The organism is Sulfurovum lithotrophicum, assembly GCF_000987835.1.
In the GTDB taxonomy this organism is placed as follows: Bacteria; Campylobacterota; Campylobacteria; order Campylobacterales; family Sulfurovaceae; genus Sulfurovum; species Sulfurovum lithotrophicum.
Genome location: NZ_CP011308.1, coordinates 875919 through 893080, shown reverse-complemented (window position 1 = coordinate 893080; position 17162 = coordinate 875919). Strand labels below are relative to the sequence as shown.

Sequence of the window (17162 nt, the reverse complement as noted above, 5' to 3'; positions counted from 1 at the left end):
AATTGGAAATATTCATACCTAAAGAAGGAGTGAACATGGAAAAAGTTCAGGTAAAAAAATTTTCCGTGATAACCGAGAATAAAGAACAGGAAGGTTTGATCGAAGAAGAGATACAGGCTGTCAGGCTTCGGAGAAAGAAACTGGAGCTGAAAACAGAGAAAGCAGAGAGAAGCACCGAAACACAAGCGAAAACCAAAGCTGTAGAACCCGACCTTATAGAGGATGCCCCTTTTGATACCTTTGCGATCGCCCTTTCAGGCGGGGGTATCCGTTCTGCCACCTTCAATCTTGGGTTCCTAAAAGCACTGAATGATCAGGGCATCTTCAGACATGCCGACTACCTCTCTACAGTATCGGGCGGAGGATACCTGGGGAGTTTCGTACAAAACCGTTTGAAACAGACGCATAACTATGATACCCTATTTGCCAAGGAAGAGATAGATCATCTTAAAGCCCACGGGGATTACCTTCGTCCGGGGAAAGGGTGGAGAAAGGTATTTGAAAGTTTTAACTTTTATCTCAATACCCTGATACAGATCCTGCTGCACTCCCTCTGGTTCCTGCTCTTTTTCGCTTTTACACTTTTTACCTTTATCTATGTGGGAGAACAGTTGCCTGATACACCGGCTTTTCTCAATACTCTTCTGCTTTCCCTCTTCTTAGCACTCCTTGTATGGTACTACTTTTTCCACCCCTTGCGCTATATCTCAAAAGTATTATGGTCGGCAAAATGCCTGTTCTACAGTGGGACGGTCCTTGTCATTCTCATTGCAGCAGCAGGCTACAGCGGTATAAAGCTGCAAATGCTCTGTGACTGTTTTGGCTCCATGCACAGCATAGTGTATGTACTGGGTTTTGGTCTCCTGATGATCACTACAGGCTTTTTTGCCAATCCCAACATCCTCTCTTCCCACCGTTTTTACCGCTTTCGTCTGAAAGATGCTTTTCTTCATGGAAGCGACACAAAGCTCTGTGAATTGGCAGAAAAGGAAGAGGGGAAGAAATGGACGTTTGCCCCTTATCCTCTGATCAATACTACCCTCAATCTTCAGGCAGACAAAGCGATCTCTGGTATGAAGAGCTGCGACTATTTTCTCCTTTCTCCGCTTTACTGCGGTTCCAAGATCACAGGCTATATCCCTACCGACAAAGTCGAGTACAGACGCATGACCCTTGCCACTGCATTGACCATATCGGGAGCCGCGGTCAATCCGAGCATGGGGTACAAGTCCAACAGACTGCTCTCCTTCTTTATGACCCTGCTGAATCTCAGACTCGGGTACTGGGCACTCAACCCAAAGATCTTCGACCCCTCTTCTTATGAAACCTCCGGTCTTAGATCCCGCCTTTCCGCCATACTGAGGCAGATTGCTGTATGGACAGCAGAAAAATACCGCTATGCCCTGACACTGTGGCCCTATTACAATATCGCAGAACTTTTTGGAACGATGCATTCTCGCAGGATCAGGGTCAATCTTTCGGACGGCGGAAACATTGAAAACCTTGCTGTTTTTGAACTCCTCAGAAGAAAATGCAAACTGATCATCGCATCCGATGCCGGAGCCGACCCGGACTACAGCTTTTCAGACTTGCAGAATCTTCTGATCCGTGCAAGGAATGAGCTGGAGATCAGTATTGAATTTCCCGATGAGCAGGATCCTGAAAAACTGATCCATCCTGATCTCTGCACAGGACAGAGCCGGCAACACTATGCCATAGGCAGGATCTATGAATTACCTGAAGCTGGAGCAGAGAAACAATGTATTGGGTATTTTGTGTATGTCAAAGCATCTGTGACAGCACAGACAGAGAAGCTCCAAAAAGAGGAAAGGAAGAATGATTTTTACTCTTACAAGAACTATCATCCTGACTTTCCGCATGAATCAACGGTGGACCAGTTCTTTGACGCAAAACAATGGGAAGCCTACAGAACACTTGGCGAAGAGATCGGGAAAGACCTGTTCAAAACATTCAAAACGTATGAGGGGGACAAAAATACAGTATCGATACAAAACCTTATACACTATTTTGAAGATCAGTTAAAATAACGCTGCCTGCGGCAAAAGCCGTGGGAAGAGTCAATATGATAAAATTCAATGCCAAAAAAGCAGCTGCACAATATTCAGTATGAACATTGTTACAAAACCTACTTTGTAGACCATCATTTCGTTCCGTTCTATGAAAGAAAGATTCTTGTCAAAGTAAGGCCGTACTTTCTCGGGATTGTCGATCTCGTAGAGCATTTCCGAATAATTATGGTAGCGTTTATCCAGATTGGTCTCTACGGCACGGAGTATAACGCTTTCCAGCCATTCGGGTATCTTTGCATTGTACTTTGTCGGGTGTTTGGGTGTTTTGTCAAAAGAAGGATTTTGAAACGGTTCTATCTCACCGAAGGGAAACTTCCGCGTCAGTGCCTCATAAAGTGTCACGCCAATAGCATAGATCTCGGTCTGCTCTGTAATGGGCGCCTGGGCAAAACGTTCCGGTGCCAGATAGGATGGGGTACCCGCACGTGTCACATTGGAATAGGCTTCCGTAATACTGCCGAAATCGACCATTTTGAACACGATCTTCTCTTTACGTTTCGTTACGATGATATTTTCCGCTTTGATATCGCCATGCACCAGATTGAGTTTGATCAGAAACTGTGACATCTTCAGCAGGAAACGCGCAAGCTCCACGCCCAAGTCGACTGAAACCGGTTTTTTGGCAATGTACTCTTTCAGCGGCGTACCCTCCACATAACTCATGATGTAGTAACGGTGGGTACGTTTTCTGGGGATGACCGCTTTGGGGAAGAACCCTGCCTTGAGGCGTTTCGCCATCCAGACTTCTTTGACGAACAGATCCAGTATGGTCTCATCCTCCAATGCTTCGAATGGAGCGAACTTGATGACATACTGTACTCCCTTCTTTTCACAGAGCCAGGTACGGTTGTTCTGTATCAGCGGTTTGAGGAGTCTGTAGCCGTCGATCTCCTCACCTTTTTTATACTGTTCCCGGATGATCAGTTCCGTCTCTTTCAGCTTCAGCCTCGGATCGAGCTCTTTGATCTCGATAATAACCGCCGTAGTATCGTCCGGCAGATCATCATTGTGTTTTTTACTGGCCTTTTTGACCAGAAATGAAGCCCCCATCTTCAATCCGTCCGCCAATTCTTCCTGTGAAAGTTCATTGTAAAGTCCGTCACTGCAGAGCAGTATGCGGTCTCCTGCCTGAAGGTTGTTCTCAAAATAGTACGGTTCCACGTGCTCCTCGAGCCCGATAGCGGCTGTGAGCACATTCTCCATACCCTCTTCATCCATGGCATGATCCAGGGAGAGTTGTGCAAACTGACCGTTACGCGTCAGATAGATACGGCTGTCCCCCACATTGGCACCGTAAAGCCTGTCTCCCTCTATAACCACCAGCGTCAATGTCGTTACCAGCTCTTCACGCTCATATTGTTCCATCGATTCAAGGTACAGTACACGGTTGATATTTTCAATAAAATGGCGAATGGACTTCTCCATACTCCAGCTGCGCGGACGGTTCTTGAGTGACTGCATCAAAAACTGCGTGGTCCGTCTGGCAGCATCAGCACCCTGGGCCGCCGCTCCCACCCCGTCACAAACCACCGCAACGGTAATGTTCTCCATCACTTTCACCTCAAAGAAGTCATCCCCTTTAAGCTGCGTACCTTTTGCCAGCGTAAAGCCGGATGTCTCAATGTTTTGTTTTGGCATATTTGCATCTACCTCCGGTTGAAGATCATACTTATGACTCTTCGTCAATGACAAACGCAACAAACCGGTCAATCTCTTTTTGCAGGTCCATCCAGTTTTTCTGATAAAGCGCTGTATACTCCATCAAGTAGACCTTTTTGTTTATATAGACATAGTGTGTCAACTCATCCAATATCTTTACCATTTCGTTTGCATGAATATTTTTATACAAATCTCTCAGGGATCTGGCATACGCTTTCATTGCAAGGTATTCATCATCATAGATCAATTTTGACACTTGCTTTGCACTCCCTTTCAGTGTTTCCCTGGTTTCAAGCAATATTTCCATATACTGCAGCTCTTCACCTACCTCATCCAGTCCCTTCTGCACATCAAGAATGTTTCGGTCATAATCGGTATAGACGTTTCGCTTCTGCTCTTTTTTCAAACTTCTTGCCTGCATGGCAGGGGTTACTTTCAGAAATCTCTCCAACGCCCTATAGACCTCCTGCGCTGTGATCGGTTTGGAGATGGTCGCATTCATACCGGCAAGTACCATCGATCTTATCTCGTGTTTGAAAGCCATGGATGAGATCGATATGATAGGGATATTCTCCCATTTTGGATTGGAGCGTATCCTTTTCGTCATAGTCAAGCCATCGAGAAGCGGCATATTGATATCGGTAAAAATGATATCGATCTCTTTTTCTTCAAGCAGTTTGATCATATCGAGTCCGTTCTCGACAAAGAAAAGAGAAGCCCCCTCTGCCTTGTTAAGAATGTTGCGAATGACCCGCTGGTCAACCTTGCTGTCCTCTGCTACTGCAATATGCGCGCCGCTGAACTTTTTCAGATCTCCCTCTCTGACCGATCTGCTACCCTTCAGAACAAATGTCTCAGGGTCAAATACCTCCATATTGCTGATCCCTTTGACCGCCTTGCTCTTGAGAATGAACATCTGGTAGAGAATTTCTTCCACATCCCCGATAATGGCAGGATTGAAGAGCTCCGCATGTGCGATTGATTTGCCCAGAGCGATTTTATTCTCCGGTTCGAACAGTTCATGGCTGATTATGATCTTGAATTCACTCTTTGGATTCTCATAGATCCTTTTGAAGAAAGCGATATGTTTTGCTGTCAGATCCGATGAGCGGATAATAACCATATCGTACCGGCTGAGATCCGGTTTCTTCTTTTCAAAATCTTCGAGTTTCATATCACTTATTTTAATGCCGTAGGTTTCAAAAATGTATTGTACCCGCTTGGTCTCATACTTCGTCTTCCCGATAAACAGGGCTCGTTTCCCCTCAAGGAATTTTTTCAACTGCTGCTGATGGCTTCTGTTGTCTTTGTCCGGAATATAAGGGATTTTTAACGTGTAGTGTGTCCCGGAGCGCTTATTGCTGCTTAATGTGAGCGATCCACCCATGGCTTCAGCAATCTTTTTGGCTTTGACAAAGCTATTCAGCTCCTCACTCTTCTCGGTAGAGATACTCTCGGTAGTGAGATACTCCCGACAGTCTACTTTGGAAATGACCCCTTTCTCATTGCTCACATCAAACACAAGGAAGTTCTGTCTCGATCTAAATATGCTCAAAACGATCTCTGAGTCGGTACCGAGTACGATGGTATTCTTAAGAAGCGCTTCGAGTATCTGCTCAATATAATCATTGTCACCGACAATATACCGACCTACTTCACTGTCTACATCATAGTGAAGATGATGGTTGTGTGCTTTTAGCGCTTTTCCGATCTTGTTTGTAAGGATGTGCAACAGGCCGCTCAACCTGAAAGGTTGATTCTCTATCTTGATCTTTTTGGATTCGATACGATATGCTTCAAGCACTTCCGGGTTCGTACCTCTCTCCCCACTAGTCTTCGCTTCCTTTTTCGCTTTTGCTCTTTCTGACTGCATACGTTTTGCAAAAAAGAAAAAAACGAACAAAAGAAGAAGCAGCAGCAAGAGCAGGTACAAGAGTGTATTCCCCTGCCCTGAAGATGTATCACTCGCAAAAAGCAGTGTACTTGACACCATTAAAATAAAACTTTTTATCATACTGTGAATCACCTCTTTATTAAAATGACGAAAAGTATACCGAAATGATTACATCATTTCACTGTATCAGATCATTCCACCTGCATTCACTCCCCAGGTCGTTCTCCATCTGGTCTTGACAAAACTGAGTCCGGCAATGGCCACAAGTACGACAGCTGCAAAGATGAGAAATCCTGCCATATAGCCGTCAAAGGCACCTTTGGACCAACCAAGCGTTTTGATGAGCGCCGTACCTCCAAGACCTCCGGCACATCCCACGATACCGGTCATAATACCAATATCTTTGCCGAAACGCTGCGGAACAAGCTGGAAGACCGCACCGTTTGCCATACCAAGGTTTGCCATAATGAAGAAAAGCACGGAGATCGCAACAAAGAACGGCAGATCGAGCAATGCAAGGATCGCAGCCAGTACCGCAACCGCACCATAAAAGAAATAAAGCGCCTTCACGCCTCCGATCTTGTCTGCAATGTTCCCTCCGACAGGTCTGAGTACCGCACCGGCAAAGATGGTAAGGGCACCGAAATAACCAGCGATAACCTTGACGTTTGGCTCATCGAGCACATTAAGCCCGAAGGCACTCATATCTGCCTGATAAGTGTTCATTAGGTAAACCTTCATATAGCCTGCAAACCCTACGAAACCACCAAAAGAGATGGCATAGAAAAGGTTGAACCACCATGTATCTTTATCACGAAGCAGTTTAAGGTAATCGGAAACCTTTTTCGGTCTTGCTTTATAGACAGACTCAGGAGCATTTTTTGCCAGAAACATGTAAGCAATAAATACTGCAATAGCCATTATCGCACCGACACCGAATACAGACTCCCATCCCCAAAGTTCTGCGATCTTCGGAGCGAAGAGGAAGTCAAGTACCACACCGATGTTACCCGCACCGGCAATACCCAAAACCACACCCTGAAGTTTCGGCGGATACCACTGTCCTGCCTGTGGAAGTGCCACGGCAAATGAAGCCCCTGCAAAACCCAGTCCAAGCGCAACGATCAGAAGCTGGTCATATGTAATATCACCGCCTTTAAAATAGGCGAGCAGCAAAGAAGCGATAACGATCGCCTGGGCGATCAGAGCGGTCATTTTTGCTCCAAGTTTATCGACCCCAAAACCAAGTACGATACGCAGGATCGCCCCTGAGAGGATAGGAAGTGAAAGCAGTGTCGCCTTCTGTCCTGCTGTGATGATCTCACCGTGTGCCGCCAGTGCTTCCGCAATCTCCGTTGAAAGTGGTCCGAGCATCGTCCAGACCATGAAACTCATATCGAAATATAAAAAAGCCATGAACAGAGTCGGAAAGTGACCCTGTCCTTTGAGTGCTTTAAATCCAGCCATTTTTTCTCCTTTAAAACAAATGTTTGATGAAGTATACACTAAAATTATATCAATTATTACAAGCTATATGATTAATTTTTAATCAATCGTATAGACCTATCACTACTGTAATAAATAGTAATAATGACTCAAACAATACACTAATTGATTAATTTTTAATCAGTAAAATTACACTATTTTTCGTTCACTACGTTATAATAAAACCAATTATATGCAGGAGTATATTTACATATGGATGTTTTAGAGAAAGCCCTGGAGGCACGAAGTAAAAAAATCAATAAAGTAGAAACGACCAAGGCACTCAAATCCCCTATGGAGGTCTATGCACGACTTGAAGAGATCGCAGCTGCCGGGTATGAAGGCCTGGCCAAGGAAGACTCTGCCTACTTCCTGAAATGTTTCGGCCTCTTTGACAAGGGTGAGGATTTCATGCTGAGGGTGCGTATTCCTTCCGGTCAACTTATCCATGAACAGGCACTGCGGATCGGGGAAGTCGCACAAACCTATGCCAATGACTATATAGATATTTCCACGCGTATGCAGGTCGTATTGCACTATATTCAGATAGAGAACATTGCCAAAGTACTTCATGCACTCAAAGAGGTGGGGCTTAGCACATTTCAGACAGGTGCGGACAATACACGAAATACCGTTTCTGACCCTCTTGACGGGCTTGCTTACGATAACATCATTGAAACCAAACCCATTGTAGACAAACTCGAAAAGCAATTTATAGAAAATCCTGAATGGATCTCCACCCTGCCCCGTAAATTCAATACCGGGATACTCGGTTCACTCTCCAACTCCTGTAATATCTTCGGACATGACTGCTGTTTTGTCCTTGCACAAAAAGAGGGACGATTCGGCTTCAATGTCTATTTGGGAGCCAGGGTCGGTGTACAGGCGAAAGATGCCGATCTCTTCGTTACCGCAGATGAAGTTCCCGAATTTTACGCGGCTCTGCTGAGGGTATTTAAAAGATACGGTTACCGAGACAACCGGAACAAGAACCGCCTGCACTTCCTCCTGAGTGACGTGGGTGTCCCTGCCTTCATAGAGGCGGTGAAAGAGGAAGCAGGCAAAAATTATGCCGAGGCCGGCGTGACCATGGTACAGTCCCAGAACATTGCCCTGGGTTCCAACAAAATACTGCTCAAAGACAATACCTATGCCTACAAGGTCATCGTGCCTTCCGGTATCTTCAGCGGTACCGATATGATCGAAGCAGCAAAAAGTGCACAAACTTACGGCAGTGGACACCTGCGGCTCACCTATGACCAGAACCTCTTTCTTGTCAATATACCGCAGGAGGAACTGAGCGGGCTTGAAGCAAGTCCGCTTGTTGCAAAATATGCAGCATTCAACAACCTCTATTTTCAGGATATGATCGCCTGTGCCGGTACACATACCTGCAGCTTCGGCGTCATCCCCAACAAACCCGACGCTATAGAGATGGCACATTTCCTCAACTCGGAAGTGGCCATAGAGAATGCCCAGGTACGCATGAACTGGTCAGCCTGCCCCAAAGGCTGTGGCATACACGGCATCGCCGATATCGGATTTGAAGGATGCAAGGCCAAAGACGAAGAGGGAAACAGGGTTGACGGTGTGCACATCTTCATAGGCGGGAAGATTACCCGCAGGGCGAAAGAGGCTCATGTCCTGCATAAATCACTTCCGATCACAGAAGCGAAGCATCATGTAAAGTATCTGCTCAAAACATACGCCGGGTACAAAGAACGCAGCGAAACCTTCGAAGCGTTCGAGACACGTTTTTTCAGCCATAACTACAGCTATCAGGCGATCTCATTCTTTACCAAGATCAACTACGTCCTTCGTGAGAAGCTCGGCCTGAATGTGATGTTCGAACTTGACAAAGAGCCGACAAGTGGCAGAAGAGAGGAGTATGAGCTCTTCACTTTCGGCCTCAAACTCTTCAAGCTCCTTACCGGAGAGAAACGTTTTGAAGCAGTTGATGGACTTTCACCAACCCTGGCACGCCCCCGTAAGATCAAACGTGACGAAGTAAGCAAACTCAATCCCAGAGTACCACCGAAACTCTCCGAAGTGATCTACAACATGACACATGAGAACAAAAGTGAACGTGCGCAGGTATTCTCGGAACTGCTTGTGGCATTGAAGGAGGTATAAAATGGAACCATTAAGTAAACATACACCATTGGAAAGCTTCATCAACCACAAGAACGAGACCGGTATGCAGTGTGGAAATTATTCCATTGACATTCCTGACCTCAAACCCGGAGAACAGTACCGCTTTCACTTCGATGCCACTGCCTGTGTAGGCTGTCACTGCTGTGAAGTGGCCTGCAACGAACAAAATGCCAATCCTGATGAGATCAAGTGGAGACGTGTTGGAGAGATGGAAATGGGGGAATTCCCCGATACCCTGCAACTCTTCAACTCTATGAGCTGTAATCACTGCATCGACCCGGAGTGTCTCAGAGGGTGTCCTACCGAGTCCTACATCAAACTGGACAATGGGATCGTCTGGCACGATGACCCTTCCTGTATCGGCTGTCAGTACTGTACCTGGAACTGTCCGTATGAAGTCCCGGTCTTCAATCCTGACAGAGGTATTGTCACCAAATGCCATATGTGCGTGGACAAACTTGAAGCAGGGCAAACACCTGCCTGTGTTCAGGCCTGTCCCGGCGGTGCCATTGAAATAGAAGCAGTGAATGTAGAACAGTGGTTGGCCGAAGATATGGCCAAAGAAGGAGTGGCTCCCCACCTGCCGAACATAGATATTACCAAACCCACCACACGATACACACTGCCTGAAATCCCCAAGGGCGAAGAGATACACCCGGCAGACGAACATCTCCTGCACCCGGCACATCCTGAACTGCCGCTTGTTTTCATGACGGTACTCACACAGGTTTCGGTAGGTGCTTTTTTGGCGCTTTTTTTGGGACAGATGCTCTTTACCTTGGGATTCAATCTACCAAAACCCAATCTGGCAATGGCGATCCTGGCATTTTTACCGGCAGCCATCGGCCTGCCCCTTTCAGCCCTGCACCTGGGACGTCCTGCCAAAGCGATGTCCGCCATGAAGAACTGGAAGACTTCCTGGCTTTCACGCGAAGCCATTGCCCTGGGAGCCTATACCGGCCTGGCAACCATGGTAGCGGGATTGTACTTTTTGGAGATCAAAGGCTTCCTGCTGCTTCTCGTTGAAGCAATTACTTTAGCTATAGGCCTTTTCGGTATCTATGCACAGTCGATGATCTACCGTATCAAAGCACGCCCGAGCTGGAACCGCAAAAGCACTACCAAGCGATTTTTTGGCTCAGGCTATGTCGGCTTCCTCCTCATTGCAATGGTACTGCTCATCTCCAACGGTGCACAGGGGGCCATGGTCCTGCTTGCCATTACGCTGCTTGCCGGAATGGGACAGGCACTGGTCATTCTTGAAGAGGTAATGTTCTACCGTCACCTCGACAAAGAGGACCCGCTCTACTACCAGTACAACCGTACACGTATCCTGCTTCAGGAGCATTTCGCTAAAGTAAAGAAGTTCAGAGTCTATTCTCTTGCAGCATTTGCCCTGACACTGCCACTGCTTGCCATTCTCTTTACCGCCAGCGGCCTTACAGGATTGGCGATCGCAACACTGATCGTCGCAACACTGGGTGCGTTCGCCAGCGAACTGGCAGGACGCTACCTTTTCTACAGAACTGTGGTACCATTGGGACTGGCAGGAAATTTCTTTGCAGGGAATCAATGCCATTAGGTCTTGAAGTGTTCAGTGCTCTCTCGTTCCCCCTTTTTAAGTGGGAATGCATACCCTCATGTACTGATTGGAGTATGCACTCCCACGCTCAGCATGGGAGCCATACAAAAATGAATAATAAATTGCATTTATTAGAAATAGGTATTCTTAATAGAAAAAATACACCAATTAAAACATTTCAATTTGATGATATGATAAAAGGATTTTATTAATATTCAATATTTTTAAAAGTATTGCAATTTGACATATTTTTAATATAATTTATTATTTTAGTGTATACTTAAATAATTTCCAAAAATAGGAGGGAAAATATTATGACAATGATTCCAGTTAGTTCGAGTGCAATAAGTTATATAGGATATGATAGTGCCACTATGAAAATGAAAATTACTTTTAAACAAAGTAAAACTTATGATTATTGCAATGTACCACAAAATGTTTTTGATGATTTTTTAAATGCTTCATCACAAGGTATATATTATGATTTACATATAAAAGATAAATATAACTGTTGGTAAAGATAACAAATCGGAGGAGAGAAACGAGGCTATACTGCGAAAATTTTAAGCTTTTAAGTGTCGCATAAAGAAACTTGAAAGTCGAACAATTAAGTACGAAATATCGCCATCGTTCCTCATCTCAGGCGTTAACCTAACACAAGGATTAAAATGAGTAAATATAAACTTTTTAATGGTGATGAATTTGAAGGAAAAGCAGGAACACAGCTTCAACAAACTGCACAATTGATTAAACAAAAATTTGATCAAAAAAGAAACAGATACCACCAATTAAGAAATCAAATTATAATTGGTTACGATTGGGATGAGCTAAACGAAAAAATTATAGAATTTGACAATAATTATTTCAATCCTTGGAATCAAAAATGGAATACTATTTATAGAACTAATAATGCAATTCAACTAAAAACTTTTTTTGAAGAGGGTGTGAAATTTTTTGATGAAATGGATGAATACATAAACTCACTAAAAAGTATTCAAAGTAATAGTGAAGAAGTTGAAGCCTTAAAATCAGAAATCATACAACACATTGAAAAAGATATTTTAGACTTAAAAACAACTATCTCATCTGAAATTGAAAAAGGAATTAACGATTTAATTGGACTTAAAGCTGAATGGGGTTTACAAAAGAATTTTAAAGAAAATATTGATACAGAGTTGGAAACTGCAATGAAGTTTAGATTTAGATTTATGGCAGGTTTTATGGCAACTTTGTTATTTATTCCTCTATTCGTTTTATCAACATATCATTTTGAGATGTTCAAAAATATTGGAACAATAGAACTTTATGTATTGAGAGTGGGTATTACAATATCACTAGGTCTTTTTTCTTATTTTTTATATTCTCAATATAAACTTTATCAGATTATTTGCTTAAGATATTCTCATTTGCAAGGATTTTTAGGTGGTGGTGCTACTTTTATAAGTCAAATTATTGGATCAGAAAACTCTGAACTTAAACAAGATATAAATAAAAAACTTGCAGAATTGTTTATGGAACTTGAACATGTTTTTGGCTTTGCCAAAAACATGTTCTCACCCAGTAGAAATTTCAATAGAAAAAACAGGGGAATTACTCGATAAAATTGCAAAAATAACGAGCACAACTAAAGGTTAACAAAACAGAGTAGCCAATAAATTGAGAAGCATTTTCTTCCGAACAGCATCTCAAAAGATGGCCTCGCTGAAGCTCGTGAGAGTTGGCCGTTTCGTCATCGTCTCAGCTCTGTTCAGCTTGGTGGGCTTAAGCGCCAGGTTGGCCATTAGTTGAACATGGTTTAGACTGTGAGGGCGCAGCACGTCTAAGCGTGAACAAAGTTGCAATCATCACCGAGGCGACGAGTGTGCAATCTCAAAAAAGTGGTAGCAATAGTGCAGCTAACAAGTGCGTGCACGCGGATTTTCATTACGCTGCGCTCTATGAAATCCGGTGACGCTAGGCGATGCGACGTTTCCGCTTCGCTACAACATCGCATCGGCCGCGCTGATCGCTAAACGCGATCAGCGCGGCCGTTGTCTTACAAAGTTCAGATATCATTATAAAACCAAAAGAATAAGTCATTATGGAATTGCACTTATCGTTAAAATTCTAAACAAACTATGGCAACTCTACACCTTTTTTAAAAAAGGTGTCCAAAAACTAAGAAAAAAGGAATAATCATTGATTATCAAAAAAGTAGGACATTCAAAATCTATTTTAAAACCATTCGATTTATTAGGAAATGATGAAACTGCATTATCTAAAGCTTTTTCATATACACTAGCAAATGAACCTAAAGCATTATTTACTTTTTTACAGTTTTTAGGAGTCAAAAATAAGTTTACAGAGAAAAATTTAAAAGAAGTTTCTATAAATATTGAAAAAGTACGAGATGAAGGTAGAACTGATATTGAGATAAAGAACTTGAACAAATTTCATATAATCATTGAATGTAAAGTAAGAAAAAACAAAGTTAAAAAACAACGTACTCAATATATAAAGTCTTTTGATAAAAATTCTAAAATTCAAAATATTTTATGTTTTATTACACAAGAGAGAGATGCTAACATTCAAAAAATAAATGACATTACCATTATAAATTTAAGTTGGTTAGATATTATTGATATCTTTAACAATAAAAATCTAATAAATAAATCCATTGTAAAAGACTTTTTAGAATTTAGTTCAAGGAATTACAAAATGAATACACTTAAAGAAATCCTAATCCAAGACTTATCGGATAAGACTGAAATGAAAAGATTTAAAGAATTTTTTATTTACAAAAGAGATGAAACTTTTGGTACTCCTCTATATTTTGCTCCATATTTTACTAAAAATGCAGAGCAACAAGAAGGAGAAGGAATTCCTTATTTATCTAAAGTTTTAGGCGTATTGACATTAAAACCAGAAGATATTGATTTATTTGAAGAAAACTTACACCAATTTACAGATGATAAAGATCTTATTAAAAAGTGGGTTGATGGTGTTAAATTAAAACAAAGTGATAAAATACATACATATTATTTTTTAGATACACCTTTAAAACTAAATAAGAACCTAAAAAAAGATGGTGGCATAAAAACGGGAAGAGGTAAAAATTGGATAGCTGCAGCAATACCAAAAAATAGAAATGTTTCATTTGAAGAGTTTGCAAAAAGAATGATGTTATAAAAGACAACAAGTACTGATCACTGAACGCGATCCCTTGCCGGCCGTTAGCTTACAAAAGGAAATTTAATGACATACAGTGCAGTTGAAGATAATTGGTTACGTGTTGAACTAATGTATTCAGTTACCAATAAATACTTTAATTTAACAAAAGGTACTGACTTTAGAGAAAGAATAATAAATAATCAAAGTATGTTTCCTTATTGTGTAGCATCATCTCAAAATATGAGTAAGGAATCAACACTTGTAGGAATGGTAATGGCTTGGTCTGTTGTTGCATTAGAATCTTTACTTAATCACGCCCTTGCAGAAAAAGCTATATCAATAGAAATTGGTAAAAAAACAATTAATGATCCAAATAAAGTGTTAAAACAAATAGGGATTACACATAGTTATAAATCTAAATTTTCAGCAAAATTAATAATATTAAAAAATGAATCAAGCAACGTAGTAATGGATTTAGCAGATAAACTCACTATTATACGTAATACAATTATTCATGATAAACCAATTGATTATTATGAGAATGATGGAGATGTTGAAATAGAGCATTATGGTGATAGTGAAGTAAATACGTTAATAACTTATAGACATAGGGGTCAAGCATAGGAAAGCATAGGGGCCAGGTGACAATAACAACTCCTCTCATTTGTATAATCAAACCATTTTCAAAACGCTCAGTCCAGAGTACACACTGGCATGATCTGCCTATAAAATAATCACCTAATCCCCCATTTTAACCCAAAATTTGACTATAATAATTCTATTACAAAACAACGAGGAACCCCATGAGTCTCATAGACAAAGCAAAAACCTTTCTCGGCTTCGACATTAAAGAGGACAAATACGCCCTCGTCGATGACCCTATCTTCGGAAAAGTGGCCAAAGCCAAAGCCCCTGACAAATGGGTGCGATCTACCTGTGGATACTGTGGTGTGGGCTGCGGTATGTACATCGGTGTCAAGAACGGAGAAGCGGTCTACTCCAAGGGCGATCCGCTCCATCCGGTCAATATGGGAACGCTTTGCCCCAAAGGCCTGAGCGAGCACAAAATGGTACGTGCAGACAACCGTATTGCTACACCACTCATTCGCAAAGAAGGGCAACTACAATCTGTTTCATGGAAAGAGGCTTTTAGTAAGACTTCTGAAACATTCAAGCGTATTCAGTCTGAACACGGAAAAGGTGCTGTTGCCGTCATCTCTACAGGGCAGCTTCTCACTGAAGAATTCTATGCGCTGGGAAAATTCACCCAGTTGGGGCTTGAGACCAATAACTATGACGGAAACACCACACTCTGCATGGCATCAGCCGTCATGGGATACAAGCAAACTTTCGGCTCTGACGGACCGACAGGATGCTATGAGGATTTTTCCAAAGCGGATGTTATACTACTCATAGGTGCGAATATTGCTGACAATCACCCTATTCTGAAACTTCACATCGCAAAGAACAAAAAAAAGACAGGCAAAAAACCAACCATCATCGTAGTGGACCCGAGAAAATCCAAGACCTCGCAGATAGCAGATATCTTCGTACCGCTTGCACCGCGTTCCGACCTGGCGCTTCTCAACGGGCTCTGCTACATCATCATGGAACAGGGCTGGGAAGACGAGAAGTTCATCAAAGAGAGGACCAACGGCTATAAAGCGTTCAGAAAACATATCATGAACAATTACCCGCCGCAGGAAGTAGCCCATATCACGGGTATCGATGTCAAAGAGCTCTACAACCTGGCCAAGATCTATGCCACGGCAGACAAAGCCATGAGTGCCTGGACGATGGGCGTGAACCAGAGCAGCATCGGGACCGATACGGTTTCTGCCATCTGCAACCTGGCGCTCATTACAGGGAATCTTGGCAAAGAGGGAGCTGCTCCCATGTCCATTACCGGACAGTGTAACGCTATGGGGACAAGAGAATTCGGTTTCACCTCATCCATCCCCGGCTACAGAAACTATGCAAGTGATGCAGACAGACAGGCTTTTGCAGACATTCTCAATGTGCCTGTGGATCTTGTGCCTGACAAAAGAGGATATGCCTACCCGCAGATCATCGATGCGATCAACCGTGGGGAGATCAAAGCTCTCTGGGTCGTTGCGACCAACCCGCTGGTCTCTTACCCGGACCAGAACGGACTGAGAGAAGCACTCAAAAAGCTTGACCTGCTTGTCGTACAGGATGCCTTTATGTCTGACACTGCCCAGATCGCAGATGTGGTCTTTGCCGCAGCGACATGGAGTGAAAAAGAGGGATGCTATACCAACTCCGAACGCCGGTGCAACTATGCGAAGAAAGCGATAGAACCTCTGGGTGAGACCAAAAGCGATCTAGATATTGTCAGAGAATTCTCCAAATACTTCGAAGGTAAATACGAGCTGCTTTTCAAAGACCTTCACAGTCCCAGAGATGTCTTTGAGGAGATCAAAAGAGTCAGTAAAGGACAGCTGTGCGACTACAGTGGAATGGACTATGAACTTATCGAAGAACTCGGCGGCATACAGTGGCCATGCAACGAAGCAGCACCCCATGGTACTAAACGCCTCTACTCCGAAGAGATGCCCTGCCCCACACCTGACGGTACGGCGAACCTCCTTCCTGTGAACTGGGTACCGCTGAGTGAAATGCAGTGCAAAGGTCTTCCTTTTATTCTCAATACCGGAAGAACTGTAGAGCAGTTCCACACAAGAACAAAAACCGGAACTATCGGTATACTTGACAACCTGGCCCCTGAAGCATGGGTCGATATGAACCCCAAAGATGCCACCCGTCTTAAAGTAAAAAGCGGTGACAGGATCTCACTCTCCGGAACACGGGGTAAAGTGAATGACGTTATTGTCAAAGTAAGCGGTACGGTAAGAGAAGGCAACATTTTCGTACCTTTCCATTTCAATGAACAGCTTATCAACAACATTACCATACCGGAGTTTGATCCCAAATCTTTTGAACCCAACTATAAACAGTGTGCAGTGCAGCTTCACTCACAGGCAGTTCCGGAAGGCATAGCATACGAAGAAAGAGAAATATCAGGCTACCTTGAAGGCATCAATATCTCAAAAGATAAACATATGCAGGAAGAGAAATCGCCAATGATGAGTAATACCGATAAATAGGATTCGATATCTTCTGTGGT

General features: G+C 43.1%; 11 protein-coding genes. 8 read left to right on the top strand and 3 right to left on the bottom strand.

All coding sequences use genetic code 11. The annotated features are described in order from the left end of the window. Window positions 1-35: 35 nt before the first annotated feature. Entirely contained in the window at window positions 36-2048 is a 2013-nt protein-coding gene (locus tag YH65_RS04295; RefSeq protein ID WP_046550786.1) for a patatin-like phospholipase family protein, read from the top strand. A gap of 45 nt (window positions 2049-2093) precedes the next feature. Here YH65_RS04295 and YH65_RS04290 read toward each other — a convergent pair whose 3' ends face one another. The 3 genes from YH65_RS04290 to YH65_RS04280 all read right to left on the bottom strand — a co-directional run bounded on the left by YH65_RS04290 (window position 2094) and on the right by YH65_RS04280 (window position 7110). Beyond that, window positions 2094-3728, bottom strand: a complete 1635-nt coding sequence (locus YH65_RS04290) for a bifunctional protein-serine/threonine kinase/phosphatase (protein WP_046552022.1) — start codon at window positions 3726-3728, stop codon at window positions 2094-2096. A gap of 31 nt (window positions 3729-3759) precedes the next feature. Beyond that, complete coding sequence (locus YH65_RS04285) at window positions 3760-5763, bottom strand: ATP-binding response regulator (protein WP_084722020.1); 2004 nt, start codon at window positions 5761-5763, stop codon at window positions 3760-3762. A gap of 66 nt (window positions 5764-5829) precedes the next feature. After that, window positions 5830-7110 carry an MFS transporter gene (locus tag YH65_RS04280; RefSeq protein WP_046550784.1) on the bottom strand — a complete coding sequence of 427 codons (1281 nt, stop codon included), beginning with the start codon at window positions 7108-7110 and terminating at the stop codon, window positions 5830-5832. Between the two features lie 231 nt (window positions 7111-7341). Between YH65_RS04280 and YH65_RS04275 the strand changes: the two genes are divergently transcribed. From YH65_RS04275 to YH65_RS04240, 7 genes are all read left to right on the top strand, one after another. Continuing rightward, window positions 7342-9261: a nitrite/sulfite reductase gene (locus YH65_RS04275; protein ID WP_046550783.1), complete on the top strand. Its 1920-nt coding sequence runs from the start codon at window positions 7342-7344 to the stop codon at window positions 9259-9261. A gap of 1 nt (window position 9262) precedes the next feature. Further along, complete coding sequence (locus YH65_RS04270; protein ID WP_046550782.1) at window positions 9263-10864, top strand: DmsC/YnfH family molybdoenzyme membrane anchor subunit; 1602 nt, start codon at window positions 9263-9265, stop codon at window positions 10862-10864. Window positions 10865-11178: 314 nt separating this feature from the next. Continuing rightward, on the top strand, window positions 11179-11382 hold the full coding sequence (locus YH65_RS04260) for a KTSC domain-containing protein (protein WP_046550780.1): 204 nt from the start codon (window positions 11179-11181) through the stop codon (window positions 11380-11382). A 150-nt stretch (window positions 11383-11532) separates the two neighbouring features. After that, entirely contained in the window at window positions 11533-12465 is a 933-nt protein-coding gene (locus tag YH65_RS04255) for a hypothetical protein (protein WP_046550779.1), read from the top strand. 577 nt (window positions 12466-13042) lie between these two features. Then, entirely contained in the window at window positions 13043-14032 is a 990-nt protein-coding gene (locus YH65_RS04250; RefSeq protein WP_046550778.1) for a PDDEXK-like family protein, read from the top strand. Between the two features lie 66 nt (window positions 14033-14098). After that, a complete protein-coding gene (locus tag YH65_RS04245) occupies window positions 14099-14638 on the top strand; it encodes a hypothetical protein (protein WP_046550777.1) in 540 nt (179 codons plus the stop codon). A 179-nt stretch (window positions 14639-14817) separates the two neighbouring features. Then, on the top strand, window positions 14818-17142 hold the full coding sequence (locus YH65_RS04240) for a molybdopterin oxidoreductase family protein (RefSeq protein WP_046550776.1): 2325 nt from the start codon (window positions 14818-14820) through the stop codon (window positions 17140-17142). The last annotated feature ends 20 nt before the right edge of the window (window positions 17143-17162 follow it).

Coding starts and splice junctions, on each gene's coding strand:
- YH65_RS04295 (WP_046550786.1), top strand. CDS start 36: ATGGAAAAAGTTCAGGTAAAAAAATTTTCCGTGATAACCGAGAATAAA.
- YH65_RS04290 (WP_046552022.1), bottom strand. CDS start 3,728: ATGCCAAAACAAAACATTGAGACATCCGGCTTTACGCTGGCAAAAGGT.
- YH65_RS04285 (WP_084722020.1), bottom strand. CDS start 5,763: ATGATAAAAAGTTTTATTTTAATGGTGTCAAGTACACTGCTTTTTGCG.
- YH65_RS04280 (WP_046550784.1), bottom strand. CDS start 7,110: ATGGCTGGATTTAAAGCACTCAAAGGACAGGGTCACTTTCCGACTCTG.
- YH65_RS04275 (WP_046550783.1), top strand. CDS start 7,342: ATGGATGTTTTAGAGAAAGCCCTGGAGGCACGAAGTAAAAAAATCAAT.
- YH65_RS04270 (WP_046550782.1), top strand. CDS start 9,263: ATGGAACCATTAAGTAAACATACACCATTGGAAAGCTTCATCAACCAC.
- YH65_RS04260 (WP_046550780.1), top strand. CDS start 11,179: ATGACAATGATTCCAGTTAGTTCGAGTGCAATAAGTTATATAGGATAT.
- YH65_RS04255 (WP_046550779.1), top strand. CDS start 11,533: ATGAGTAAATATAAACTTTTTAATGGTGATGAATTTGAAGGAAAAGCA.
- YH65_RS04245 (WP_046550777.1), top strand. CDS start 14,099: ATGACATACAGTGCAGTTGAAGATAATTGGTTACGTGTTGAACTAATG.
- YH65_RS04240 (WP_046550776.1), top strand. CDS start 14,818: ATGAGTCTCATAGACAAAGCAAAAACCTTTCTCGGCTTCGACATTAAA.